The sequence below is a fragment of the Lysobacter sp. KACC 24251 genome (assembly GCF_057747755.1).
The window spans coordinates 1,860,025-1,884,889 of record NZ_CM173222.1 but is presented as its reverse complement, the minus strand read 5'-3'; the positions used below and the strand labels follow the sequence as shown (position 1 = coordinate 1,884,889).

Annotated in this window: 21 protein-coding genes, 1 tRNA gene and 1 riboswitch; all 22 genes read left to right on the top strand. The window is 64.1% G+C overall.

All coding sequences use genetic code 11. The features are described from left to right. Positions 1-747, top strand: a complete 747-nt coding sequence (locus AC3ARF_RS08780; protein ID WP_498927094.1) for an NADH-quinone oxidoreductase subunit C — start codon at positions 1-3, stop codon at positions 745-747. 62 nt (positions 748-809) lie between these two features. Next, positions 810-2,039, top strand: a complete 1,230-nt coding sequence (locus AC3ARF_RS08775) for an NADH-quinone oxidoreductase subunit D (protein ID WP_498931819.1) — start codon at positions 810-812, stop codon at positions 2,037-2,039. A gap of 28 nt (positions 2,040-2,067) precedes the next feature. Then, complete coding sequence (nuoE, locus tag AC3ARF_RS08770) at positions 2,068-2,595, top strand: NADH-quinone oxidoreductase subunit NuoE (RefSeq protein WP_498927092.1); 528 nt, start codon at positions 2,068-2,070, stop codon at positions 2,593-2,595. 11 nt (positions 2,596-2,606) lie between these two features. Continuing rightward, entirely contained in the window at positions 2,607-3,971 is a 1,365-nt protein-coding gene (gene nuoF, locus AC3ARF_RS08765) for an NADH-quinone oxidoreductase subunit NuoF (RefSeq protein WP_498927090.1), read from the top strand. Beyond that, complete coding sequence (gene nuoG / locus AC3ARF_RS08760; RefSeq protein WP_498927089.1) at positions 3,968-6,199, top strand: NADH-quinone oxidoreductase subunit NuoG; 2,232 nt, start codon at positions 3,968-3,970, stop codon at positions 6,197-6,199. Before nuoF ends, nuoG begins: the two co-directional genes overlap by 4 nt. A gap of 15 nt (positions 6,200-6,214) precedes the next feature. Next, entirely contained in the window at positions 6,215-7,264 is a 1,050-nt protein-coding gene (gene nuoH, locus AC3ARF_RS08755; RefSeq protein WP_498927087.1) for an NADH-quinone oxidoreductase subunit NuoH, read from the top strand. Positions 7,265-7,277: 13 nt separating this feature from the next. Further along, positions 7,278-7,766: an NADH-quinone oxidoreductase subunit NuoI gene (gene nuoI / locus AC3ARF_RS08750; protein ID WP_036134978.1), complete on the top strand. Its 489-nt coding sequence runs from the start codon at positions 7,278-7,280 to the stop codon at positions 7,764-7,766. A gap of 9 nt (positions 7,767-7,775) precedes the next feature. Beyond that, a complete protein-coding gene (locus AC3ARF_RS08745; protein WP_498927085.1) occupies positions 7,776-8,423 on the top strand; it encodes an NADH-quinone oxidoreductase subunit J in 648 nt (215 codons plus the stop codon). A 14-nt stretch (positions 8,424-8,437) separates the two neighbouring features. Continuing rightward, positions 8,438-8,740 carry an NADH-quinone oxidoreductase subunit NuoK gene (nuoK, locus tag AC3ARF_RS08740; RefSeq protein ID WP_036135142.1) on the top strand — a complete coding sequence of 101 codons (303 nt, stop codon included), beginning with the start codon at positions 8,438-8,440 and terminating at the stop codon, positions 8,738-8,740. Positions 8,741-8,753: 13 nt separating this feature from the next. Next, positions 8,754-10,883, top strand: coding sequence for an NADH-quinone oxidoreductase subunit L (nuoL, locus tag AC3ARF_RS08735; protein ID WP_498927083.1), 2,130 nt, complete (start codon positions 8,754-8,756; stop codon positions 10,881-10,883). 61 nt (positions 10,884-10,944) lie between these two features. Next, on the top strand, positions 10,945-12,429 hold the full coding sequence (locus AC3ARF_RS08730) for an NADH-quinone oxidoreductase subunit M (protein ID WP_498931817.1): 1,485 nt from the start codon (positions 10,945-10,947) through the stop codon (positions 12,427-12,429). Between the two features lie 12 nt (positions 12,430-12,441). Further along, positions 12,442-13,917, top strand: coding sequence for an NADH-quinone oxidoreductase subunit NuoN (nuoN, locus tag AC3ARF_RS08725; RefSeq protein ID WP_498927081.1), 1,476 nt, complete (start codon positions 12,442-12,444; stop codon positions 13,915-13,917). Positions 13,918-13,976: 59 nt separating this feature from the next. Continuing rightward, positions 13,977-14,053, top strand: a tRNA-Met gene (locus AC3ARF_RS08720). 826 nt (positions 14,054-14,879) lie between these two features. Further along, positions 14,880-15,395, top strand: a complete 516-nt coding sequence (locus AC3ARF_RS08715) for a hypothetical protein (protein ID WP_498927079.1) — start codon at positions 14,880-14,882, stop codon at positions 15,393-15,395. A 6-nt stretch (positions 15,396-15,401) separates the two neighbouring features. Then, positions 15,402-17,330 (top strand): tetratricopeptide repeat protein, encoded by a 1,929-nt coding sequence (locus AC3ARF_RS08710; protein ID WP_498927077.1) that lies wholly within the window; start codon positions 15,402-15,404, stop codon positions 17,328-17,330. Beyond that, positions 17,327-20,476 carry a tetratricopeptide repeat protein gene (locus AC3ARF_RS08705; protein WP_498927075.1) on the top strand — a complete coding sequence of 1,050 codons (3,150 nt, stop codon included), beginning with the start codon at positions 17,327-17,329 and terminating at the stop codon, positions 20,474-20,476. The genes AC3ARF_RS08710 and AC3ARF_RS08705 overlap by 4 nt, the downstream gene beginning before the upstream one ends. Then, the gene (locus tag AC3ARF_RS08700; protein ID WP_498927073.1) at positions 20,460-21,107 is read left to right on the top strand and encodes a tetratricopeptide repeat protein; all 648 of its coding nucleotides are present in this window, start codon (positions 20,460-20,462) and stop codon (positions 21,105-21,107) included. Before AC3ARF_RS08705 ends, AC3ARF_RS08700 begins: the two co-directional genes overlap by 17 nt. Further along, positions 21,107-21,454, top strand: coding sequence for a hypothetical protein (locus tag AC3ARF_RS08695; protein ID WP_498927071.1), 348 nt, complete (start codon positions 21,107-21,109; stop codon positions 21,452-21,454). The genes AC3ARF_RS08700 and AC3ARF_RS08695 overlap by 1 nt, the downstream gene beginning before the upstream one ends. A 57-nt stretch (positions 21,455-21,511) precedes the next feature. Then, the gene (locus AC3ARF_RS08690; protein ID WP_498927069.1) at positions 21,512-22,186 is read left to right on the top strand and encodes a MotA/TolQ/ExbB proton channel family protein; all 675 of its coding nucleotides are present in this window, start codon (positions 21,512-21,514) and stop codon (positions 22,184-22,186) included. Positions 22,187-22,208: 22 nt separating this feature from the next. Beyond that, positions 22,209-22,715 carry an ExbD/TolR family protein gene (locus AC3ARF_RS08685; protein WP_498927067.1) on the top strand — a complete coding sequence of 169 codons (507 nt, stop codon included), beginning with the start codon at positions 22,209-22,211 and terminating at the stop codon, positions 22,713-22,715. Continuing rightward, on the top strand, positions 22,712-23,218 hold the full coding sequence (locus AC3ARF_RS08680) for an ExbD/TolR family protein (RefSeq protein WP_498927066.1): 507 nt from the start codon (positions 22,712-22,714) through the stop codon (positions 23,216-23,218). Before AC3ARF_RS08685 ends, AC3ARF_RS08680 begins: the two co-directional genes overlap by 4 nt. 28 nt (positions 23,219-23,246) lie before the next feature. Further along, the gene (locus AC3ARF_RS08675) at positions 23,247-24,629 is read left to right on the top strand and encodes an AgmX/PglI C-terminal domain-containing protein (RefSeq protein WP_498927064.1); all 1,383 of its coding nucleotides are present in this window, start codon (positions 23,247-23,249) and stop codon (positions 24,627-24,629) included. Between the two features lie 41 nt (positions 24,630-24,670). Beyond that, a riboswitch (cyclic di-GMP riboswitch) is annotated at positions 24,671-24,759 on the top strand. The last annotated feature ends 106 nt before the right edge of the window (positions 24,760-24,865 follow it).

The window sequence follows — 24,865 nt, the reverse complement described above, 5'->3', positions numbered from 1 at the left end:
ATGGCCGGCGTTTCCGCTTCCAACGAGACCGTGATGGACTTCGTCGCGCGTTTGCAGGCGCGCTTTGCCGATGCCGCGGTCACCGTCGCCACGCCGCGTGGCGAAGTCACGATCGACGTCGCTGCCGATGCCTGGCTGGAAGCGGCGCTGGCGTTGCGTGACGAGTTCGCTTTCGAGCAGTGTGTGGATGTCAGTGGCGTGGACTACCTGAGCTATGGCTCGGACGAGTGGGACACCGATGTCTCCTCGGAAGGTTTCTCGCGCGGCGTTGAAGGCAAGAGCGCTGGCCGTTTCAAGTGGGGTGAGCAGCCCAACGGCGCCGCCGCCACGCCGGAGCGTCGCTTTGCCGCGGTCGCGCATCTGCTGTCGGTGCAGCACAACCGTCGCGTGCGCCTGCGCACCTTCGCCGAGAACGACGACCTGCCGGTCGTTTCCACGCTGACCGGCGTGTGGCCCGGCACCAACTGGTTCGAGCGTGAGGCGTTCGACCTGTTCGGCATCATCTTCGAAGGCCACCCGGACCTGCGCCGCATCCTGACCGACTACGGTTTCGTCGGCCATCCGTTCCGCAAGGACTTCCCGCTGATCGGCAACGTCGAAGTCCGGTACGACGCCGACAAGAAGCGCGTGGTCTATGAGCCGGTTTCCATCGAGCCGCGCGTCGGCGTGCCGCGCGTGATCCGCGACGACGCGCGTTACCAGACCGCCGTGGGCGAAGCTGCCCAGCGTGCCGAGGTGAAGAAGTGAGCGTTCCTGCCTCCAGTGTGAACACCTCGGGCCTGAAGGCTGCCGAGATTCGCAACTACACGATGAACTTCGGCCCGCAGCACCCGGCCGCGCACGGCGTGCTGCGCCTGATCCTGGAAATGGACGGCGAAGTCATCCAGCGTGCCGACCCGCATGTGGGCCTGCTGCATCGCGGTACCGAGAAGCTGGCCGAGTCCAAGCCGTTCAACCAGTCGATCGGTTACATGGATCGGCTGGACTACGTGTCGATGATGTGCAACGAGCACGCCTACGTGCGCGCCATCGAGACCCTGATGGGGATCGAGGCGCCGGAGCGCGCCCAGTACATCCGCACGATGTTTGACGAGATCACCCGCATCCTGAACCATCTGATGTGGATCGGCTCCAACGCGCTCGACCTCGGCGCGATGGCGGTGTTCCTGTATGCATTCCGCGAGCGCGAAGAGCTGATGGACTGCTACGAGGCAGTCTCCGGCGCGCGCATGCATGCCACGTACTACCGTCCGGGCGGCGTGTACCGCGACCTGCCGGACCGCATGCCGAAGTACAAGGAGTCGCCGTGGCGCAAGGGGCAGAAGCTCAAGCGTTTCAACGAGTGGCGTGAAGGTTCGCTGCTGGATTACCTGGAGCGCTTCACCGAGGACTTCCCCAAGCGCGTCGATGAATACGAGACGCTGCTGACCAACAACCGCATCTGGAAGCAGCGCACCGTCGGCATCGGCGTCGTTTCGCCGGAGCAGGCGCTGGCCTGGGGCATGACGGGCGCGATGATCCGCGGTTCGGGCATCGCCTGGGACCTGCGCAAGAAGCAGCCCTACGCCAAGTACGCCGAAGTCGACTTCGACATCCCGGTGGGCGTCAACGGCGACTGCTATGACCGTTACCTGGTCCGCGTCGCCGAGATGCGCCAGTCCAACCGCATCATCCAGCAGTGCGTGAAGTGGCTGAAGGCCAATCCGGGTCCGGTCATCGTCGACAACTTCAAGGTCGCCCCGCCGTCGCGCGAAGGCATGAAGGACGACATGGAAGGCCTGATCCACCACTTCAAGTTGTTCTCCGAGGGCTATTGCGTGCCCGCCGGCGAGACCTACGCCGCCGTCGAAGCGCCCAAGGGCGAGTTCGGCTGCTACCTGGTGTCCGACGGTGCCAACAAGCCGTTCCGCGTGAAGCTGCGCGCGCCGGGCTTCGCGCACCTGTCGTCGATGGACGAAATCGTTAAGGGCCACATGCTGGCCGACGTCGTGGCGATGATCGGTACCTACGATCTCGTGTTCGGCGAGGTCGACCGCTGATCGCGGCGGCCGTTGAGGAACTGAACCAATGAAGGCGACTGGAAATTTCGAGGCCTGTCAGAACGTCGACCCGATGGTCGCGCTGTCCGACAAGACCCGTGCGCACATCGACCACTGGCTGACCAAGTTCCCGCCGGACCGCAAGCGTTCGGCCGTTTTGCAGGGCCTGCATGCCGCGCAGGAGCAGAACGACGGCTGGCTGAGCGACGAACTGATCGCCGCCGTGGCCAAGTACCTGGACCTGCCCCCGGTGTGGGCGTACGAAGTCGCCAGCTTCTACTCGATGTTCGAGACCCAGAAGGTCGGCCGCAACAACGTCGCCTTCTGCACCAACATCAGCTGCTGGCTCAATGGCGCCGAAGACCTAGTCAAGCACGCCGAGCAGAAGCTGGGCTGCAAGCTGGGCGAATCCACCGCCGACGGCCGCGTCTACCTCAAGCGCGAGGAAGAGTGCGTGGCCGCGTGCTGCGGCGCGCCGGTTGTCGTGATCAACGGTCATTACCACGAGAAGCTCGACACCGCGAAGGTGGACGAGCTGCTCGACGGGTTGAAGTGAGGCAGGGACAGATGGCGCACTCGCACCACGACTACTCGAAGGGCTACGGTCCGGTCGGCCCGGCCCCGCAGGAGCACAACGTCGTCTACACGACGCTGCACTACGACACCCCGTGGTCGTACGAGAACTATCTCAAGACGGGTGGCTACGCCGCGTGGCGCAAGATCCTGACCGAAAAGATGGATCCGGCCGCGGTGGTCGAGATGGTCAAGCAGTCCGGCCTGCGTGGCCGCGGCGGCGCGGGCTTCCCGACCGGCCTGAAGTGGAGCTTCATGCCCAAGGGCCCGGGCCAGAAGTACATCCTGTGCAATTCCGATGAGTCCGAGCCGGGGACGGCCAAGGACCGCGACATCCTGCGCTACAACCCGCACGCGGTGGTCGAAGGCCTGGCGATCGCCTGCTACGCCACCGGTTCGACCGTGGCCTACAACTACCTGCGCGGTGAGTTCCACCACGAGCCGTTCGAGCATTTCGAGCAGGCGTTGAAGGAAGCCTACGAGAACGGCTGGCTGGGCAAGAACGTGCTCGGCAGCGGCGTGGACGTGGACATCTACGGTGCCCTCGGCGCTGGCGCGTACATCTGCGGCGAAGAAACCGCGCTGATGGAGTCGCTGGAAGGCAAGAAGGGCCAGCCGCGCTACAAGCCGCCGTTCCCGGCCAACTTCGGCCTGTACGGCAAGCCGACCACGATCAACAACACCGAGACCTATGCCTCGGTGCCGGCGATCATCCGCAATGGCGGCGAGTGGTTCCTCAACCTCGGCAAGCCCAACAACGGCGGCCCGAAGATCTTCTCGGTCTCCGGTCACGTCGCCAAGCCGGGCAATTACGAGATCCGTCTCGGCACCCCGTTCGCCGACCTGCTGGCCATGGCCGGCGGCCTGCGTCCGGGCCGCAAGCTCAAGGCGGTGATCCCGGGCGGCTCCTCGATGAAGGTGCTGCCGGCCGACGCCATGATGGCGTGCACGATGGACTACGACTCGATCCAGAAGGCCGGTTCGGGCCTGGGTTCGGGCGCGGTGATCGTGATGGACGACACCGCCTGCATGGTGCGCGCAACGCAGCGCATCAGCCGCTTCTACTTCAAGGAGAGCTGCGGCCAGTGCACCCCGTGCCGCGAAGGCACCGGCTGGATGTACCGGATGCTGACCCGCATCGTCGACAAGACCGCGACGCTGGAAGACCTGCAGATGCTGCGCGCCGCCGCGGGCCAGATCGAAGGCCACACCATCTGCGCGTTCGGCGAAGCCGCTGCGTGGCCGGTGCAGGGCATGCTGCACCACTTCTGGGACGAGTTCGAATACGCGATCGTGAACAAGCGCTTCCTGGTCGACGACCAGCGCGCCGGCACCGTCGTGGAAAAGGTAGCCGCATGAGCGCACAGCCTGTAAATCCCAACGTTCCGCCGGATCACGTGTCGATCGAGATCGACGGCGTGGCGATGACCGCGCCCAAGGGCTCGATGATCATCCAGGCCGCCGACAAGGCGGGCATTCCGATTCCGCGCTTCTGCTACCACGACAAGCTGAGCATCGCGGCCAACTGCCGCATGTGCCTGGTCGAGGTCGAGAAGATGCCGAAGCCGGCACCGGCCTGCGCCACGCCGGTGATGGACGGCATGAAGGTTGTCACGCGCAGCGAGAAGTCGCTGAAGTCGCAGCGCAACGTGATGGAATTCCTGCTGATCAACCACCCGCTGGATTGCCCGATCTGCGATCAGGGCGGCGAGTGCGAACTGCAGGACCTGTCCATGGGCTACGGCCGCTCGGTCAGTCGCTTCGCCGAGCGCAAGCGCGTGGTGCCGGACGAGGACATGGGCCCGCTGGTCGCCACCGAGATGACCCGCTGCATCCAGTGCACGCGCTGCGTGCGCTTCACCGCGGAAGTCGCCGGCACCTACGAGCTGGGCGGCATGTACCGCGGCGAGAACCTGCAGATCGGCACCTTTGACGGCAAGCCGCTGACCACCGAGCTGTCGGGCAACGTCATCGACGTGTGCCCGGTTGGCGCGCTGACCAACAAGGTGTTCCAGTTCAAGGCCCGCCCGTGGGAACTGACCGCGCGCGAATCGCTGGGTTACCACGATGCGCTGGGCAGCAACCTGTTCCACCACGTGCGTCGTGGCGAAGTGCTGCGCACCGTGCCGCGCGACAACGAAGCAGTCAACGAGTGCTGGCTGTCCGACCGTGACCGTTATTCGCACCAGGGCCTGTACGCCAACGACCGTGCCCAGCAGCCGCTGGTCAAGGACGGCGAGGACTGGCGCGAGGCATCGTGGGACGAGGCGCTGGCCAAGGCCGCGCACATCCTGCGCAACAACGGTGGCGACAACCTCGGCATCCTGGCGCATCCGGCCACCTCCAATGAGGAGGGCGCATTGCTCGCCCGCCTGGCCAAGGCGCTGGGCACCGGCAACCTTGACCACCGCATCGGCCAGAACGACCTGAGCGACGCCGCCACCGCCGACATCTTCGGCATGCCGGTCGCGGACATCGAATCCGCGGACCTGGTAGTGATCGTGGGTTCCAACCTGCGTCACGAACTGCCGCTGGTGCACCAGCGCGTGCGCAAGGCGGGCCGCAAGGGCGCCAAGGTGCACGTGATCAACCCGGTCGATTTCGACTTCACCTTCGAAGTCGCCGGCAAGCAGATCGTCGCGCCGTCCAAGCTGGCGGGCGCGCTGTCCGACGCAGCTCTGGTCGATGCCGCGAAGGCTGCCAACCACGCCGTCGTGATTGTGGGCGCACTGGCCGAGAACGGTCCGTACGCCGCCACGATCCGCAAGGCCGTGGCCGCGTTTGCCGCTACCACCAACACCGCGGTATGCCGCATCCCGCAGGGCGCCAACGCCGTCGGCCTGTCCGATTACGGCGTGCTGCCGACCGCGCGTGACGCGCAGGCGATGCTGGCTGACGCGCGCGGCGCCTACGTCATCTACGGCATCGAGCCGGGCATGGACTTTGGCGATACCGCGACGGCCATGAAGGCGCTCAACGGTGCCCAGGTCGTGGCCTTCAGCCACTTCGCCTGCCGCTCGACCCGTGCCGTGGCCGACGTGATCCTGCCGATCGGCCTGCTGCCGGAAGTCGACGCCACGCTGACCAACCTTGATGGCCGCGACCAAGTCGCCGTTGCCGGCGGCAAGCTGCCGGGCGACGCGCGTGCCGGCTGGCGCGTGCTGCGTGCGCTGGGTGGCGAGCTCGCCGCCGAGGGCTTCGAGTTCACCGATCTTGCCGGCCTGCGTGCCGGTCTGCAGCGCCAGGAAGTCAACGTGGCCGCCGGCAAGGCGCCCGTCGTTGCTGGCGAAGGCCTGGAGATCGCTTCAAGCATCGCCATCTACCGCAGCGATGCGGTGGTTCGCCGCGCACCGGCCCTGCAGTCGCATCCGCTTAACGTCGAGCCGCGTGCCACGCTGCATCCGGAAGACGCCGCAGCCCTCGGCTTGGCCGATGGCGCGATGGCGAAGTTCCAGGCCGGGCAGGGCACCGCCGCATTGCCGATCGCGGTCAGTGACAAGGTCGCCCGCGGCACGGTGTGGGTGGAAAGCGGCCATGGTGCGACCGCGCCGATGGGCGCTGGCCGCGCGCAGGCGGGGAGGGCCTGATCCATGTGGGACACCATGATTGACCCTATCCGCACCTTCTTCGAGTCGTTCGGTGCCGTCGGCATCGTCGCCTGGATCGTGCTGAAGATCCTGCTGGTCGCCATGCCGGTGATCATCGCCGTGGCCTTCTACGTCGTCTGGGAGCGCAAGCTGATCGGCTGGATGCACGTGCGCCACGGACCGATGTACGTGGGCATGGGCATCCTCCAGGCCTTCGCGGACGTCTTCAAGCTGCTGTTCAAGGAAGTCATCCGCCCGACCAACGCCTCGCCGTTCCTGTACGTGCTGGCGCCGATGCTGGCGATGGTGCCGGCGCTTGCGGCGTGGGCGGTGATTCCGTTCGATGCAAAGCTGGTGCTGTCCAACGCCAACGCTGGCCTGCTGTACCTGCTGGCGATGACTTCGATGGGCGTCTACGGCGTGATCCTCGCCGGCTGGGCGTCCAACTCCAAGTACGCCTTCCTCGGTGCGATGCGCGCCTCGGCGCAGATGATCTCCTACGAGATCGCGATGGGCTTCGCGCTGGTCGGCGTGATGGTGGCCGCCGGCAGCCTCAACCTGTCCGAGATCGTGATGGCGCAGTCGGGTAATGCCGGCTTCCTGGAGTGGTTCTGGCTGCCGCTGCTGCCGCTGTTCGTCATCTATTTCATCTCCGGCGTGGCAGAGACCAACCGCGCGCCGTTCGACGTGGTGGAAGGCGAGTCGGAGATCGTGGCCGGCCACATGGTCGAGTACTCGGGTTCGCAGTTCGCGCTGTTCTTCCTGGCCGAATACGCGAACATGATCCTGATCAGCTTCCTGACAGCTATCTTCTTCCTCGGCGGTTGGCTGAGCCCGTTCCAGGGTTGGGGAATTCCGTTCCTGTCGGTGGATGGGTGGTGGTGGCTGTTTGCGAAGGTGTTCTTCTTCGCCAGCTGCTTCATCTGGTTCCGCGCTTCGTTCCCGCGCTACCGCTATGACCAGATCATGCGGTTGGGCTGGAAGGTGTTCATCCCGATCACCATCGCCTGGATCGTGGTGGTGGCGCTGATGGCGTACTACGGCGTCTTCGAGCCGGGGCAGTGAGGCAGACACAGGCATGAATCGCATCGTTTCCTACTTCAAGAGCCTGCTGCTGATCGAGCTGTCGCAGGGCCTTTGGCTGACGCTGAAGTACCTGTTCCGCCCGAAGTACACGCTCATGTACCCGATGGAGAAGACGCCGCAGTCGCCGCGCTTCCGCGGCATCCATGCACTGCGTCGCTACCCCAACGGGGAAGAGCGCTGCATCGCGTGCAAGCTGTGCGAGGCCGTGTGCCCGGCGCTGGCCATCACCATCGATTCGGAAAAGCGTGAGGACGGCACCCGCCGCACCACGCGTTACGAGATCGACCTGTTCAAGTGCATCTTCTGCGGCTTCTGCGAGGAGTCGTGCCCGGTGGATTCGATCGTCGAGACCCACGTGCACGAGTACCACTTCGAGCAGCGCGGCCAGAACATCCTGACCAAGCCGAAGTTGTTGGCCATCGGAGACCGCCTCGAGGCGGAAATCGCCGAGCGCCGCGCTTCCGACGCGCCGTTCCGCTGAGGGCCCGCCATGGATTTCCCAACGATTGCCTTCTTCGTGTTCGCGCTCATGGCCGTGGCGTCCGCCGTGGCCGTGATCAGCGTCAAGAACACCGTGCACGCGGCGCTGTCGCTGGTGCTGACCTTCTTCTCCGTGGCCTGTGTGTGGCTCATCGCGGGTGCCGAGTTCCTCGGCGTCGCACTGGTGCTGGTCTACGTCGGCGCGGTGATGGTGCTGTTCCTGTTCGTGGTGATGATGCTTGACGTCGATTCCGCGCCGCTCCGCGAAGGTTACGTGCGCTACCTGCCTGTCGGCCTGCTGGTGGCCGTGGCGATGCTGGTGGAGATTTTCATCCTGATCGGGGTGAAGGCGCAGGCGTCCATTCCGCTGACGCCCGACGCAGCCGACGTGGCCGGGATTTCCAACGTCACTTGGCTGGCCCGCGCGCTGTTCACCCGCTTCCTGCTGCCGTTCGAAGTGGCCGCCGTGATCCTGACCGTGGCGGTGATCGCCGCGGTGATGCTGACCCTGCGCCGCCGTCCCGGTGCCAAGCACCAGAATCCGGGTGACCAGGCGCGCGTGCGTCCGGGCGACCGCCTGCGCATGGTGAAGATGGAGGCGTCCAAGCCGGCCGTGCTCGAGGCCCGCGAAGTCGCCGCCGAGGAGGTGAAGTCGTGAACCTGATCGCCGGCCTGACCCCGGGCCACTTCCTCGCACTCGGCGCCGCCCTGTTCTGCATCAGCATCGCCGGCATCTTCCTCAACCGGAAGAACGTGATCGTGCTGCTGATGTGCCTGGAGCTGCTGCTCCTGGCCGTCAACATCAACTTCGTGACCTTCGCCCGCCAGTTGGGCGACGAGGCCGGCCAGGTGTTCGTGTTCTTCATCCTGACCGTGGCCGCCGCCGAAGCCGCCATCGGCTTGGCGATCCTGGTCACGCTGTTCCGCAACCGGCGCACGATCAACGTCGCCGAAATCGATTCGATGAAGGGCTGATCCGATGCCGGGCATGGAGTTCGCAATTTCCAAGTCGGTGCTGCTGGCCATTGTGCTGGCACCGCTGCTGGGCTCGATCATCGCCGGCCTGTTCGGTCGGCAGGTGGGCCGCGCGGGCGCGCACAGCATCACCATTCTGGGCGTGGCCGCCAGCTGCGCGCTGTCGGGCTACGTACTGTGGCAGCTGGTGGGGCAGGGCGCGGCACCGTTCAACGAGAACCTCTACACCTGGTTCCAGGTGGGTGGGTTCGAGGCGCATGTCGGCTTCATGGTCGACAAGCTCACCGCCATGATGATGGTGGTGGTGACCTTCGTGTCGCTGCTGGTGCACATCTACACCATCGGCTACATGGAAGAGGACCCGGGCTACCAGCGGTTCTTCAGCTACATCTCGCTGTTCACCTTCTCGATGCTCATGCTGGTCATGAGCAACAACTTCCTGCAGCTGTTCTTCGGCTGGGAAGCCGTGGGCCTGGTGTCGTACCTGCTGATCGGGTTCTGGTTCAAGAAGCCGACCGCGGTGTTCGCCAACCTGAAGGCTTTCCTGGTCAACCGCGTGGGCGACTTCGGCTTCCTGCTCGGCATCGCCGGCGTTGTTCTGATGTTCGGCTCGCTGGATTACGGCACCGTGTTCGCGAATGCGCCGACGATCAAGGGCGCGACCATCGCGATCTTCGATGGCCATGAGTGGTCGGTCGCGACCCTGATCTGCATCTGTCTGTTCATCGGTGCAATGGGCAAGTCGGCGCAGGTCCCGCTGCACGTGTGGCTGCCCGACTCGATGGAAGGCCCGACCCCGATCTCGGCGCTGATCCATGCCGCGACCATGGTCACCGCGGGCATCTTCATGGTGGCGCGCATGTCGCCGCTGTTCGAGCTGTCCGAGACCGCGCTGCAGTTCATCCTCTTCATCGGTGCCACCACGGCGTTCTGGACCGGCCTGATCGGCATCGTGCAGAACGACATCAAGCGCGTGGTCGCGTACTCGACGCTGTCGCAGCTGGGCTACATGACCGTGGCGCTTGGCGCCTCGGCGTACAGCGCAGGCGTGTTCCACCTGATGACTCATGCGTTCTTCAAGGCGCTGCTGTTCCTGGGCGCGGGCTCGGTGATCATCGGCATGCACCACGAGCAGGACATGCGCCGGATGGGCGGCCTGAAGAAGTACATGCCGATCACCTACATCACCATGGTCATCGGTACGCTGGCGCTGGTCGGCACACCGTTCTTCAGCGGGTTCTACTCGAAGGACACCATCATCGAGGCCGCCAAACACGTGTCCGAACAGCGTGGCTGGGTGGGGCAGTACGCCTACTGGGCGGTGCTGCTGGGCGCGTTCGTGACGTCCTTCTACAGCTTCCGCCTGCTGTACCTGACCTTCCATGGCAAGGAACGTTTCCACGCGACTCCGCCGGCGGATTACGTCGCGCCGGAGGCCGACAGCGACGAACACGCGGCTGCGCTCTCGCACGAGCATGACGCCAACGGCCACGGCCATGACCCGCACGGGCACGACGCCCATGGTCACGGCCACGCCCCGCACGAGTCGCCGTGGGTGGTGACGCTGCCGCTGGTGCTGCTGGCGATCCCGTCGATCCTGATCGGCTTCCTCACCGTCGGCCCGATGCTGTTCGGCACCGACTGGAGCGGCCACCACGAACAACTGCCGTTCTTCCTGGGCGCCATCGACCTCTCGGCGGCCCGTGACACCGTGCTCGCTGTCAAGCATGAGTTGTGGCATGGCCCGGTGGCGTTCGCGCTACATGGCTTCAAGGCGCCGGCGTTCTGGCTGGCCTTCGCTGGCTTTGCGTTGGCGACGTTCATGTACCTGCTCAAGCCTGAGCTGCCTGGCAAGGTTGCGCACGCCCTCAAGCTGCCGATCCGCATCCTCGAGAACAAGTACGGGATGGACGCGCTGTGGATCAACGGCTTTGCAGGCGGCGGCATCGCGTTGGGCAAGCTGTCGCGGATCATCGATTCGCGCGTGATCGACGGCGCCGCGGTGAACGGCAGTGCCAGCGTTGTCGATTTCACCGCCCGACTGGTCCGTCGTGTCCAGTCTGGTTACCTCTACCACTACGCCTTCGCGATGATCCTGGGCCTGATTGTGATCCTCGCCCTCCTCATCCGTAACTGGCACTGACGACAAGGACCGAGACGTGAGCCCCGAGCCCTTGCAGAGTTCGTTTCCCTTGCTGAGCCTCCTGATCTGGCTGCCGATCATCGGCGGCGCCGCCACCCTGTTCCTCGGTAACGAGCGGGCAAATGCCGCGCGCTGGTTCGCAACCGCGGTTGCCGCGGTGACGCTGCTGCTGAGCATCCCGTTGTTCACCGGCTTCGACATGGTCAGTCCGGCCATGCAGTTCGTCGAGAACCACGCCTGGATTCCCGCGTACAACATCCAGTACTCGCTGGGTGCGGACGGCATTTCGGTGGCGCTCATCGGCCTGACCACGCTGACGTCGCTGCTGGTGCTGATCAGTGCCTGGACCTCGATCGACAAGCGCGTCAGCCAGTACTACGCCGCTTTCCTGATCCTTGAAGGCCTGATGATCGGCGTGTTCTCCGCGCTGGATGCCATGCTGTTCTATGTCTTCTTCGAAGGCATGCTCATCCCGATGTTCATCATCATCGGCGTGTGGGGCGGTCCGCGTCGCGTGTACGCGTCGGTGAAGTTCTTCCTTTACACGTTCCTCGGCTCGGTCTTCATGCTGATCGGCCTGGTGTACCTGTACCTGAAGGGCGGCAGCTGGCAGCTGGCGGACATGTACAACCTGTCGCTGAACGCGACCGAGCAGATGTGGCTGTTCTTCGGATTCCTGATCGCCTTCGCGGTGAAGGTACCGATGTTCCCGGTCCATACCTGGTTGCCGGATGCGCACGTGGAGGCGCCCACCGCGGGTTCGGTGATCCTGGCGGCGATCATGCTGAAGATCGGTGGCTACGGTTTCATCCGCTTCACCCTGCCGATCGTCCCGGACGCCGGCCACGAGTGGGCATGGCTGGTGATCGCGCTCAGCCTGATCGCCGTGATCTATGTCGGCCTGGTTGCACTCGTGCAGGAGGACATGAAGAAGCTGATCGCCTATTCGTCGGTCTCGCACATGGGTTTCGTGACCCTTGGTACGTTCATCGCGTTCGGCCTGGTGCGTGACTTCGGCAACACCGACGCCGCCCGCTTGGGCATGCAGGGCGCGATGGTGCAGATGATCAGCCACGGCTTCATCTCGGGCGCGATGTTCACCAGCGTGGGCGTCCTGTACGACCGCATGCACAGCCGCATGATCAAGGACTATGGCGGCGTGGCCAACGTGATGCCGTGGTTCGCGGTGTTCTACGTGCTGTTCGCGATGGCCAACTCGGGCCTGCCTGGCACCTCGGGCTTCGTGGGTGAGTTCATGGTGATCATCGCCAGCTTCCAGAAGCACCCGCTGATCGCCTTCGCCGCAGCCACGACGCTGATCATCGGTGCCGGCTACACCCTGTGGCTGACCAAGCGCATCCTGTGGGGCGACGTGGGCAACAAGCACGTCGCCGAGCTGGAGGACATCAACGCCCGCGAAGCCTTCGTTCTGGGCGTGTTTGCCGCCGGCGTGCTGCTGCTGGGCGTATATCCCAAGCCGCTGACTGATCTGATGGAGCCGGCGATTGCGCAGCTCGCCACCCAGATCGCCTCGACCAAGCTTTAAGAAGGGCTGACGATGACCCTGCCTGTGACTGTTACCCACGACCAGCCGCTGGTGGCGGTGCGTTCCGTCGCCGAACTGGCGCCGCTCCTTCCGGAGCTGGTGCTGGTGGGCGGTGCGTTCGCGCTGCTGATGCTGGATCTGTTCCTGCCGGAGCGCCGCCGTGTCGTGACCCACCTCCTGGGCGTGGCGCTGCTGCTGGCTGTTGCGGCCATGGTCGCGAGCGGCGTGGGCGGTCAGGGGACGATCCTCAGTGGCATGTTTGTCCGCGACACCGCGGCCGACGTGCTCAAGGTCGGCATCGCGTTGGTTAGCGCACTGGCCATGGTGTACGCCTGGCCGTTCCTGCGGGAGCGGGGTCTGTACAAGGGCGAAGTCACCGTGCTGATGCTGTTCGCCGCCCTCGGCATGATGCTGATGGTGTCGTCTGCCACTTTGGTGATGGTGTACGTGGGCCTGGAAATGCTGGCGCTGTGTTCGTACGCGCTGGTGGTCACTGATCGTGACAGCCCGTTGGCCTCCGAAGCCGGCATCAAGTACTTCGTGCTGGGCGCGCTTGCTTCCGGTTTGTTGCTGTACGGCATGTCGCTGATTTACGGCGCCACCGGTTCCCTCGACCTGCACGCGATTGCCGCCGTGGCCGACGGGAGCGCTTCGCTCATGCTGGTTACCGGTCTGGTGTTCGTGGTGTGCGGCATCGCGTTCAAGTTCGGCGCGGCTCCTTTCCACATGTGGCTGCCGGACGTGTATCACGGCGCACCCACCCCGATCACGCTGTTCATCGGCTCGGCACCCAAGCTGGCGGCCTTCGGCATGACCTACCGCCTGTTGGAGTCGGGCATGGGCCCGCTGGACAACCACTGGCGCCTGATGCTTGCCGGGCTGGCCGTGCTGTCGCTGGCCATTGGCAACCTGACCGCGCTGGTGCAGTCCAACCTCAAGCGACTGCTGGCCTATTCGACCGTGTCGCATGTGGGCTTCCTGTTCATTGGCTTCGCCGGGGGCGGCTCGCAGGGTTATGCCGCGGCGATGTTCTATGCGATCAGCTACGCCATCATGTCGGCTGCCGCGTTCGGTGCCATCGTGGTGATGTCGCGCCAAGGCTTCGAGGCTGACCGTATCGATGACTACAAGGGTCTCAATGCACGCAATCCATGGCTGGCTGGCCTGGTGTTGTGCGTGATGGCCTCGTTGGCGGGCGTGCCCCCGTTCCTGGGCTTCTGGGCCAAGCTTGCTGTGCTACGCGCAGCGATCGAGGGCGGCATGCTCTGGTTGGCGATAGTCGGCGTGGTGTTCGCGGTGGTTGGCGCCTTCTACTACCTGCGCGTGGTCAAGGCGATGTACTTCGACGAGCCGGAAGGCGATGCGCCGCCAATTCGCGAGAACCGACCGCTCCACATTGCGTTTGGTGTCAATGCGCTGGCTCTGCTTGCGTTGGGTTTTGCCTGGAATCCGATCATGGCGTGGTGCCAGGCGGCGTTCTCGGTATAGCGAAATTCATGAATGGGGGTTGCGCTTAGCGCCTTCCTCCGCTAACATTGTTCTTCTGATGCGGGGTGGAGCAGTCTGGCAGCTCGTCGGGCTCATAACCCGAAGGTCGCAGGTTCAAATCCTGCCCCCGCTACCAAATAACTGGTCTCCTGCTCCAGGCCAGCGCGTAACGAAGAGGCGACGATTTCGGTGACGAAATCGCCGCCTTTTTCGTTTGGATCGCGCAGCTGCGACGGAAGGGGGGGGGCTGGCGGTTTCAAGGATTGGCGGTTCTTGCCGGAAATGATTAACGACGTCCAGGTCAAATTGTCCGGCGTTCTAGGTCCGAGTAAGAGCACGTTCGGGCCGGCCCTGGCAGCGTCCTCAGTTCTATTCTGACCCTCAAGGCTGTGGCGGTGCTGGAGCTCAACGAGGCTCCCTGCTGTTCTTCCCAGCACCGGCTTCCCGTCTCGCCACTTGTGTGGCGGCTCGCAGGACGAGGCTCGCTTCGGCCGAAGGTCAGGGCGGGAGTTGCCACCACGCCGCGCCCACGGCAATGGGGCCGTCATGCGTGTGAGTCGCCGAAGCATCTCGCGAGCGACGCACCCTCGAAGCGGGCGCGCATGCCGCGCAAGTGATCCAACTGCAACCCGAGCAGTGCACCGATCCAACAGTGAAGATCAGCATCACACTTCGCGTGAGAGCTGTGTTGGCATCTGACAAAAATATGCCATTTCTGCCGCGCTGCGTAACAAGTTCTGCAATGACCATCTCACTGTCCACTACATGCGGACTGCTCTAATTCGCCCGTATTCAGCCGGCGGATGAACGGGCACAGCGAAGCAATCGAGAGATTGTCGAGCAACGCCGGCGGTCAAGGGGACAACGAACTCCACGTTAGCGGGAACCCCGCATTTCAGCTTGCTTTGCACGGCTGGATGGGTGGTGCGCATTCGTGGCCGGGGAACTGTGAGGCGCATTGCATGAAGAAGATCTTGTTGTGGACGGTCGTGCCGTTCCTGCTGGCACTTGGTTGCCTGCCGGCTTTGGCGCAGGACGGTTATCGAGAGCAGATGAAGGGGCTGGATGAGCAGGTGCAGGAGGTCAAGTCCGACGTTCTGTCCATCTCCGCCGAACTCAGCCAGCTTGAAGAGAAGCTGCTGTACCCGTCCGACACCCACTTCGCCATCTTCGTGCAGTTGGCGAAGGGCGACACGCTGCGGTTGGATTCCGTGGATGTGCGGGTCGACGGTCAGCCGGCGGCGCACTACATCTACAGCTTCAAGGAGCTGGAGGCCCTGCAGAAGGGCGGTGTGCAGCGCTTGCATACCGGCAACATTGCCAGCGGGCAGCACCAGCTCGAAGTCACGGTGATCGGCAAGCGCGCCAACGGCGAGGATTACAGCCGCACAGAGACAGTCGCCTTCACCAAGGAGATCAAGCCCAAGCTGGTCGGCTTGACCGTGTCAGGTGACTCCATCAGCGCGACGGACTGGTAAGACCCCATGCGACACGCGCCCATCGTCCTGCTGGGACTCGCGCTGGCCATGATGCCGGGAGTCCGCCCGTGCATGGCCGCCGAGGCGGAGCCGACAGCAGGTGAGCAGGACCCTTACTTTGGCGAAGCCTTGTTCAACGCCTACCAGGGACGCTGGTTCGAGGCGTTGCAGCGGCTCGATTCCGAGTTGGGCCAGCACTACCGCGTGGACGAAAAAACGCTGGATTCGCTCTACCCGTTGATCGGTCATGCCGAGTTCTCGGTGGGCGACTTCGAGCTCAATTACCGCATGCACCACCGCGCCGGGCGCGCGATCACGGCCGTGCTGGAAGCGGATGTCGAGGACGTGGTGCGTAATGAGGCGGCGTTCCGCCTCGCCCGCATTCATTTCCAGAAGGGCCAGCCACAGGACGCGATGCATGCGCTGGAGCGCATCAGCGGGGACGTGCCTGAAGACATCCGCGACGAGATCGAGTTCCTGCGCGCCAACACGTACCTGGCAATGGGCCAGCCCGCGGAAGCCGCGGCGGTCTTGAAGAAGCTGCAGGGCGCGGAAGGGCTGGCGGGGTTTGCCGGATATAACTATGGCATCGCCCTGCTGCAGGATGGCAAGACAGCGGAAGGCCAGCAGCAGCTGGCCAAAGCCGGGGCGCCCAGCCGCACGGATGCCGCGTCCGTCGTCGGGATCCGCGACAAGGCCAACATGGTGCTTGGCCGGCTGAGGCTGGAGTCCAGCGACTTCGCCAATGCCCAGCGCTACTTCGACCGTGTCAGCCTGGAAGGGCCGTACTCGAACCAGGCTCTGCTGAGCGCCGGTTGGGCAGACGCCCAGGCGGGAAACTATGAGCGTGCTCTGGTGCCGTGGAAGCTCCTCGCAGCGCGTGATGCCACGGACAGCGCGGCGCAGGAGGCGAAGCTGGCCCTGCCGCACGCCTACGGCAAGCTCAATCTGCATGGCCGCGCTGCGGTGCTGTACGACGAGGCATTGACCACGTTCAATGCGCAGCTGGAATCGCTGGATGCATCGACGCGCAGCGTGCGGGATGGTCATTTCCTCAAGGCGCTGGTGCGCGAGGAGATCCATCAGGATTCGCTGTGGGTGGTGAAGCTGCGTGATCTGCCGGACACGCCTGAAACTTTCTACCTGACCAATCTGATGGCGTCGCACGACTTCCAGACGGCGCTGCAGAACTACCTTGACCTCGAAGACCTGCGCAGGAAGTTGGAATCCTGGCAGTCGAGCTTCGACGCCTACGACGATCTGATCAGCCAGCGTCGCGACTATTACGAACCCCTGTTGCCGGGCATCGATGCGAGGTTCCGCGAGCTGGATGCGCAGTACAAGTTGCGGCATGAGCAGCGCAATATCCTCGCGCGCCGTCTAAAGGACCAACTGACTTCGCCACGGCCCGAACTGCTCGCGAAGGCTGACGAACGGATCCTGCTGGATCGCATCAACGCAGCAGAAGAAGCCCTTGCGCGCCTGCCTCAGGCTGATCGCGGCACCCACGCAGAGCAGATCGACCGCCTGCGCGGGGTGATCACCTGGAAGCTGCGTACCGAATACGCAGATCGCCTCACCGAGGCGCACGACCATCTTGAACAGCTGGACACGGAAATCGCCGCCTTGCAGGAACGTTATGCGGCGTTTGTTCGCCTGCGACAGGCGAGCGTGCACAGTTACCTTGGCTATGACGATGGAATCCGGGACCTGCGCAATCGCGTGCGTGACTCACTGGACCGCGTGGGGCAGCTGCAGAAGCAGCAGGGCGCCTTGATCGAGGCAGTGGCCATTACCGAGTTGACGGCCCGCAGCGAGCGTCTGAAGGCCTACCAGACCCAGGCCCGTTACGCCGTGGCGGACAGTTTTGACCGCGCCAACCAGGCGCAGGGCGCGACCCCGTCGCCGGGTGCAGCAGCCGGGGAGGGCAAATGAGGCTTCGTCTTCGCACCACCGTGGTGGCGGTGCAGCTTGCGCTGCTGGCTGGCTGTGCCCATACCGAACGTGCAAACACCTTGGCTTCGCTTCGCAAAGTGCAGCCGGATACCACCGATGTTCGCGTCGACAACGGTCTGGAGCGGGCGGTGGAGGGCTACCGTCAGTTCCTGCAGCAGACCCCGGCCAGTGAGCTGACGCCGGAAGCAATGCGTCGCCTTGCCGACTTGCAACTGGAGCGCGAATACGGTGTTCGCGGCACCACTGCCATCGTGGTGGACCGGCCGCCGACGTCGACCAGTTCTGCGGTGGATGTGTCTCCGGCAGGTTCGACGCCTGTGAGGATGGCCGCCCCTGAATCCATTACGAAAGTCTCCGCTGCCGCGAGCTCGAGCGGGAGGGCGGTGCCCAATGGCGCGCCCGGCGACATAGAACGCCAGATCGAGCAGCGTGCGACGCAGGAGCAGTCGATCGCTGCGGCTGACACCACCGGCGTCACGTCGGGTGAGTCGGGCCCGCTTGAGTCGATCCAGTTGTACGACAAGTTGCTGGCCGAGTTCCCCAACTACGCCTACCGCGACCAGGTGCTCTACCAGAAGGCCCGGGCTTTCGACGAGCTCGGTCGCCCGGACGACGCGATGTCGGTGATGGGTGATCTCGTCAAGGAGCACCCCAGTTCCGCGCTGGCGGACGAAGTGCAGTTCCGGCGGGGTGAAAGCTTCTTCGCCCAACGCAAGTACCGGGAGGCCGAAAGCGCTTACCAGAGCGTGGTAGCCAAGGGAGCAGCTTCGGAGTTTTTCGAGCCCTCGATGTTCAAGCTGGGGTGGTCCTTCTACAAGCAGGGCGCGTTTGAGGAGGCCCTGCACCGCTACTTCGGGCTGATCGACCACAAGGTCGGCAAGGGCTACGTCCTTGGCGGGAAGCACACCGCGGCAGAGGATCGCCGCGTTGAAGACACCTTCAACGTCATCGCGCTGTCCTTCTCCAATCTGGGCGGGCCGGAGGTCATTGGCGAGTATTTCGCCGAGTTTGGACACCGCCCCTACGAGGACCACGCGTACCGCTACCTCGGTGAGTTCTTCCTGTCCAAGCAGCGCTACCAGGATGCCGCCACGGTCTACAAGGATTTCGTGGGGCTCTATCCGTTCCATGCCGCATCGCCAGACTTCAGCCTGCGGGTCATCGGGATCTACGAGACTGGCGGATTCCCGCAGCTGGTGGTCGAGGCGAAGCGCGATTTCGCCGCCAAGTACGGGCTGAAGGCCGAGTACTGGAAGCACCAGCCCATCGGCGAGCGGCCTGAGGTGGTGGCAGCCCTGAAGTCCACCCTGATGGACCTGGCGAACTACTACCACGCCCGCTATCAGGACCCGACCTTGGCCAAGGAGAAGCAGCAGAGCTTCGCCGAAGCCACCCGGTGGTACGGCGAGTTCCTCGACTCCTTCCACAGTGACCCCACGGCCCCAGCCGCGAACTACCAGTTCGCCGACCTGCTGCGGGAGAACGGCGATTTCCGACTGGCGGCAGAACAGTACGAGCGCACCGCCTACGGCTATCCGGCGCACGAGAAGGCGTCTGCGGCAGGCTACGCGGCAATTTTCGCGCACCGCGAGAACCTTAAGGGGGTGGCGCCATCCGCACAGGACCAGGCGAAGCGGGCCACGGTCGCCAGCTCGCTGCGATTTGCTGATACGTTCCCGCAGCACGAGCAGGCGTCGGTTGTGCTGGTGGCGGCCGCACAGGACTTGTATGACCTGAAGGATTACGCGGCTGCGCGTGATGCCGGACGCAAGTTGTTGGAGAAGTTCCCGGCAGCAACGAGGGACCTCCAACGCACCGCCTGGATGGTGGTGGCGCACTCCTCGTTTGAACTGGCTGAGTTCCCGGTAGCGGAACAGGCCTACGTGCAGGTGCTGGCGGCGACGCCCGCGCAGGATGCGTCCAGGGCCGAACTGATCGAAAACCTGGCGGCGTCGATCTACAAGCAGGGCGAGGCCGCGAACACGGCAGCCGACTACCGCGCGGCAGCGAACCACTTCCTCCGCATCAAGGCGGCGGCCCCAACGTCGAAGATCCGCGCTGGAGCCCAGTATGACGCGGGTGCGGCGCTGATGCGGCTACAGGACTGGAAGGTGGCCGCGCAGGTCCTGGATGAGTTCCGCAGCGACAACCCGACCCACGAACTGGTCAAGGACGCGACGAAGCAGATCGCAAGTGCATTCCAGCAGGCCGGTGACCTGGGCGGTGCGGCGAGCGAGTACGAGCGCGTTGCCAATGAAGCAACCGACCCCGCGCTACGCGCAGAGGCGCTGTTGCTCGCAGGCAAGCTGCACGAGGATTCAAGGGACACGGAGCGTGCGTTGGCGGTTTACACCCGTTACGTCGGGGAATTCCCGAAGCCGGTCGGTGACGCTGTAGAAACCCGCAACCGGATGGCCGAGATCCACAAGGCACGCGGTGATGATGCGCGCTATCGCGCCGAGTTGGAACGGGTGGTCCAGGCGGACGCCAAGGCTGGCACGGAGCGTACGAGCCGCACGCGCACGCTGGCGGGTCGCGCCGCACTGGTTCTCGTCGAGCCGTTGTACGCGCGCTTCACCTCGATAGAGCTGAAGCTGCCGTTCGAGCGGAGCATGGCCGCCAAGCAGAAGGCGATGTCGGAGGCGATCAAGGGCTTCAATACGCTGGTGCCTTACGAAGTGGCGGATGTTACCGCCGCCGCCACCTTCTACATGGCCGAGGTGTACGCCAACTTCAGTCGGTCGCTCAACGAATCCGAGCGCCCTGGCAGTCTCAAGGACGCTGACCTGCAGGACTACAACGACCAGCTGGACGAAATGGCATTCCCCTTCGAGGAGAAAGCCATTGGCCTGCATGAGAAGAATATCGAGCTGCTGGAGGCTGGCGTGAACAGCCCGTGGATCGAGAAGAGCATCGCGCGCCTGGGCCAGCTGGTACCCGCACGCTATGCGCGTCCTGAAGGGAGCACCGGCTTCCTTGGTCAGGTTGATCGATACGAATACGTCAAGCCGGCGCCGGCAGTGGTTCAAGGCGTGCCTGCTGAAGCAGGTGGAAGCAACGACGTTGATAGCGTTGCCCCAGCTGCCCCTGCAAATAACGGAGACGAAGATGTCCGCGCGCAATGATCCCCGCTACCGCCGTGCAGTCCGCCACACCGCGAGGCTCGGCGCGTTAATGCTGGTCTACTTCGCGGCAACCGCCATGGCGGCACGCAAGGAGCCGCCAGGCGTGCACGTCAGCGGTACTGGCTTCACGATCGTGGAATCGGCCAGGATTGATGGGGCCACGCGATCCGACTATGCGCGTGCAGCTGGTCTGCTGGCGCAGCAGCGCTACGCTGACGGCATCGCGCTGTTGCAGGCAATCACTGCGAAACAGCCCGCATTGACCGCAGCTCACGTCGACTTGGGCATCGCATATGCGAAGACCGGTGAACTGGACAAGGCCGAGGTAAGCCTGAAGCGCGCTTTGGAGCTGCAGCCGCGCCATCCCATCGCATGGAACGAGCTGGGGCTGGTGCAGCGGCGTCAGGGAAAGTTGGGCGACGCACGCGCGTCTTACGAGAAGTCACTTGCCGCCGCGCCTGGCTTCCACTTTGCCCGACTCAATCTCGCAGTGCTATGCGATCTCTACCTGGCTGACGCCGGTTGCGCCTTGGACAACTACCTCATGTACCAACAGGCCGTGCCTGATGACAGGCAGGTGGCTGGCTGGATCGCGAACGCCCGGAGCCGGGCCGGAAAGGGAGCTAACTGATGTTTCGGATATTCCCATGCATCTTCCTGGTCTCGGCTTCGGTAGCGACATTTGCTGCCGAGCCTGCAACACAGAAAACCAGCAGCCAGGACGAAACCGCAGCGCCCGGTGCCAGCAAGACGAGAACGACGCCTGCGGGTGACGTGGTGATGTCCGGGCTGTCGATTGTCGGCAACGAGGAAACGCCCAAGGAGCTGGTGATCGTTCCCTGGAAGAGTTCCCAGCTGGCCGACGCACCAGGAATTTCGCGCCTGCTGGACGACAGCACGCAGCCGGTCGACAAGGACGTTTTCATGCGCGAGCTCGCGTACTACGGACTCAGGACAGCCGCTCCCGACGGCAACTGAGGCAAAGATTCAACTTTTTCCCAGATGTTTCAGCGAACTTTCAGTGAGGGCAGTGCCATGGGTGTGATTCATTCTGTTGCGGAGTTCTTCAAGGCCGGCGGACCGATGATGTATCCGATCCTGTTGATCGGTCTGGTCGGCCTGGCGATTGCCATCGAGCGCCTGGTGACCATCACCCGTGCGCAGATGCACACCAAGGCCATGTGGGCCAGGGTCGAGCCTTCGCTGGGTGAAGGTGACTTCGACAAGGCCCGCAAGATCGTCGGCGATGACAACAGCCCGCTGGGACGCCTGCTGGGTGCGGGTCTGGCGATGCAGGGTGCGGTGCGCCGTCGTGACGACGTCGAGAAGACCATGCAGGAAGGCATCATGGAAATCGTGCCGCGCCTGGAGAAGCGGACGCACTATCTGGGCACTTTCGCGAACCTGGCGACCCTCGTGGGCCTGCTGGGTACCGTGTCCGGCCTGATCGGCGCGTTCGGCGCGGTGGCCGCGGCCAACCCGGCGGAGAAGGCGAACCTGCTGTCGGCGAGCATTTCCGAAGCCATGAACTGTACGGCGTTTGGCCTCGGTACGGCGGTGCCGCTGCTCTTCATGCACGCGTTCCTGACCGCCCGCACCCAGAACCTGGTCGAGAGCCTGGAAACAGCTGCGATCAAGTACCTGAACGTGCTCTCGCTGCGCATGGGCCGTGTCGCCCAAGCCGCGGTCCAGAACATCCGGGCCGCCTGAGCCAACGTAGGGGAGAAACGCCATGGGCCTGATGCTCCGTCGCAAGCCGCCGGCCAAGCCGGTCGAGCTGATGCTCGTGCCGATGATCGACATCTTCAGCGTGATGATCACGTTCCTGCTGATGACGGCCGTGTTCTCGCGCATCTCGATCATCCAGCTCGACCTGCCGAGCGCGGCGGCCGGTGAGGCGGTCGAGCCGCAGTTCCGCCTTGAAGTGATGGTGCGCAAGGACGGCCTGGAATTGACCAACGGTCGCGACTCCATTGCGGTGTTACCGCTGGAAAACGGAGCCTATCCGCTCAAGCAGCTAACGCTCATGGCTGCCAACCTGAAGGGGCAGCACGTCGATGTCGACACTGCTTCCGTACTGATGGCGCCTGACGTGCAGTACGACCACCTTGTGCAGGTGATGGATGCCATTCGCAGCACGGACGTCGCTACCGCCGCGGCCAATGGCTTCACCAGCACGCCTGACGGAAGCGGTCGCGTTTCCATGTTCCCGAAGATCGCCGTGGGAGATGCACCATGAGGATGTCCTTGAACCCGTTCCGCGGGGCGCGCAAGAAGCACGAGGACCCGGAGCTCAACCTGATCCCCATGATCGACATCATGTCGGTAATGGTGGCGTTCCTGCTGATCTACTCGACCGAGGTCGAGGTGGTGCAGAACGCAAAGGATGTCGAGATTCCGCTATCGACGGCGGAAGCCAAGCCTGCCGAAACCGTCGTGGTGACCATCACCAGGGACACATTGCTTGTACAGGGCGATGTCGTCGCCACGATGGAGCAGATCCGCGACCCGAATACGGCGTTGATCGAGCCGCTGCGCGAGTACTTGTCGCGACCGTTGACCACCAAGGGCGACGCGGCCCAGCAGGCAGCGCTTGCAAACCGCGAGATCACCGTGCTGGCCGACCGGAGCTTGCCGTATGAGGTGATTCGCAAGGTGATGACGACCTGCACTGCTGCCGCCTACGACAAGTTGTCCTTGGCGGTGCTTGAAACCAGTGGAAGTGCGGCAGCGGGCGGCTGAGGCAGACCACGTGACGGATACCAACGCCATGGAACTCGAAACCATTCCCGATACCAGCGCCGACGGTTCGCTCGACGAGCGCATCGCAGCGGTGCGGGCACAACTTGAAGAGCTGGGTCACGATCTTGCGGCCGTGGATGACGAACTTGATTCGTTCGCTGGGGAGCGACTGCAGCACCGGTTGCTTGCGCAGGCCTGCCATACCCTGGAGGAGCTGGCACAGGCCGGTGGTGCTGACCTGTTCTGGGAAGGCCTCTCCGCCCGCGCAGCGTGGCCGGAACACATCGCCAATGCCCTGGCCCGCACTGAAGCGCTGCGTGCCAGGATTGATGATATTGAGGCGCGCCGCACCGAGCTTGTTGCGCGGATTGGTGAGCAGAATGAACAGCTGCTGCTCCTGGAGGACGAAGCGTTCGAGCACCTGGAGGAACTTGAGCGTCAGCGCAACGAGTGGGTGGTCGATCGCGAGCTGGAAGCCGATCGCGTTCGGCCGCATCTCATGCTGTGGATGCGCGGCGAGGAAGACCAGCGCTCGCGCAAGGCGCTGGCCATCGCGCTATGCCTGTGGGTCTTGATTGCCTTCATCGTTCCTTTCATCAAGATCCCCGAGCGCCTCGCGCCGGCGGCGGAAGCGCTGCCTGAGCGCGTGGTTACCGTGATTCCTGAAGCCAAGAAGCTTGAGCAGGCGCCGCCGCCACCGCCTGAGCTCACGCGGCCAGTGGAAAGGAAGGTTGAACGCAAGCCGACCCCGACGCGGACAGAAACGGCAAAGGTTGAGCCACGGCCCGTTACGAACCCGCAGCCGACGGCCAAGCCCCAGGGCATCCTGGCGTTCAAGGACGCCCTCACCGCAGTCGACGACGTACCTGCGGTGTCGCAACTGGGCAAGGCAGCCAAGCTCAGTAGCGACACAGGTGCGGCGCGGCCTGAGCGGGCAATGCTGACCGGAAGTGCGCCAGGACGGAGCAGTGGCATCAACCTCGCGTCGGAAAGCCGCGGCTTTGGCAATGGTGGTGGTGAGCGCGCCGCCATCAGGGGCACTGCGCTGACCCGCGCTTCGAGCGGGATCAACGCGATTGCCGCAAAGGATTCAGCGGGCGGTGGCAGCTCGCGACGCGGTGGACGGTCCGACGAGGAGATCCAAGTCGTGTTTGATCGCTACAAGTCCGCGCTATATCGCCTGTATCAGCGTGAACTTCGCAATGACGCGACGTTGCAAGGCAAGGTCATTCTTCGCCTGACCATCGAGCCCGACGGCAGTGTTTCGATGGCCCAGGTGAAGTCATCGGAGATGGATGCGCCTGGCCTGGTCTCCGACATCGTTGCGCGCGTCAAGGGCTTCAACTTCGGCGCAAAGGACGTCCCAGCGGTAACGATCGTGTATCCGATGAACTTCCTGCCGGCAGGCTGAAGACATAACGCCGACAGCGCGATTCAACGTAACAAGCAACAAATCGACAAAGGCAAAACCACCGAAAGGTGGCGACGCAAAGTCACCGGCCTGTCGGGCGCAGTGCGCCCGTGGTAGCGGGACCGCCGGATCCTCACCCAGGGAGCGAGCAAGCTCGCCCTCCTCGGGTGAGGCCATTCCTCGGTCCACTTCCAAGCCGATTCGTGGCATGCGCCGCACGCAAATGGAGTAAGGGC

What these genes read in the sequence shown, in the direction of transcription:
- AC3ARF_RS08780 (WP_498927094.1), top strand. Translation starts at nt 1, where the DNA reads ATGGCCGGCGTTTCCGCTTCCAACGAGACCGTGATGGACTTCGTCGCG.
- AC3ARF_RS08775 (WP_498931819.1), top strand. Translation starts at nt 810, where the DNA reads ATGAACTTCGGCCCGCAGCACCCGGCCGCGCACGGCGTGCTGCGCCTG.
- nuoE (WP_498927092.1), top strand. Translation starts at nt 2,068, where the DNA reads ATGAAGGCGACTGGAAATTTCGAGGCCTGTCAGAACGTCGACCCGATG.
- nuoF (WP_498927090.1), top strand. Translation starts at nt 2,607, where the DNA reads ATGGCGCACTCGCACCACGACTACTCGAAGGGCTACGGTCCGGTCGGC.
- nuoG (WP_498927089.1), top strand. Translation starts at nt 3,968, where the DNA reads ATGAGCGCACAGCCTGTAAATCCCAACGTTCCGCCGGATCACGTGTCG.
- nuoH (WP_498927087.1), top strand. Translation starts at nt 6,215, where the DNA reads ATGATTGACCCTATCCGCACCTTCTTCGAGTCGTTCGGTGCCGTCGGC.
- nuoI (WP_036134978.1), top strand. Translation starts at nt 7,278, where the DNA reads ATGAATCGCATCGTTTCCTACTTCAAGAGCCTGCTGCTGATCGAGCTG.
- AC3ARF_RS08745 (WP_498927085.1), top strand. Translation starts at nt 7,776, where the DNA reads ATGGATTTCCCAACGATTGCCTTCTTCGTGTTCGCGCTCATGGCCGTG.
- nuoL (WP_498927083.1), top strand. Translation starts at nt 8,754, where the DNA reads ATGGAGTTCGCAATTTCCAAGTCGGTGCTGCTGGCCATTGTGCTGGCA.
- nuoN (WP_498927081.1), top strand. Translation starts at nt 12,442, where the DNA reads ATGACCCTGCCTGTGACTGTTACCCACGACCAGCCGCTGGTGGCGGTG.
- AC3ARF_RS08715 (WP_498927079.1), top strand. Translation starts at nt 14,880, where the DNA reads ATGAAGAAGATCTTGTTGTGGACGGTCGTGCCGTTCCTGCTGGCACTT.
- AC3ARF_RS08710 (WP_498927077.1), top strand. Translation starts at nt 15,402, where the DNA reads ATGCGACACGCGCCCATCGTCCTGCTGGGACTCGCGCTGGCCATGATG.
- AC3ARF_RS08705 (WP_498927075.1), top strand. Translation starts at nt 17,327, where the DNA reads ATGAGGCTTCGTCTTCGCACCACCGTGGTGGCGGTGCAGCTTGCGCTG.
- AC3ARF_RS08700 (WP_498927073.1), top strand. Translation starts at nt 20,460, where the DNA reads ATGTCCGCGCGCAATGATCCCCGCTACCGCCGTGCAGTCCGCCACACC.
- AC3ARF_RS08695 (WP_498927071.1), top strand. Translation starts at nt 21,107, where the DNA reads ATGTTTCGGATATTCCCATGCATCTTCCTGGTCTCGGCTTCGGTAGCG.
- AC3ARF_RS08690 (WP_498927069.1), top strand. Translation starts at nt 21,512, where the DNA reads ATGGGTGTGATTCATTCTGTTGCGGAGTTCTTCAAGGCCGGCGGACCG.
- AC3ARF_RS08685 (WP_498927067.1), top strand. Translation starts at nt 22,209, where the DNA reads ATGGGCCTGATGCTCCGTCGCAAGCCGCCGGCCAAGCCGGTCGAGCTG.
- AC3ARF_RS08680 (WP_498927066.1), top strand. Translation starts at nt 22,712, where the DNA reads ATGAGGATGTCCTTGAACCCGTTCCGCGGGGCGCGCAAGAAGCACGAG.
- AC3ARF_RS08675 (WP_498927064.1), top strand. Translation starts at nt 23,247, where the DNA reads ATGGAACTCGAAACCATTCCCGATACCAGCGCCGACGGTTCGCTCGAC.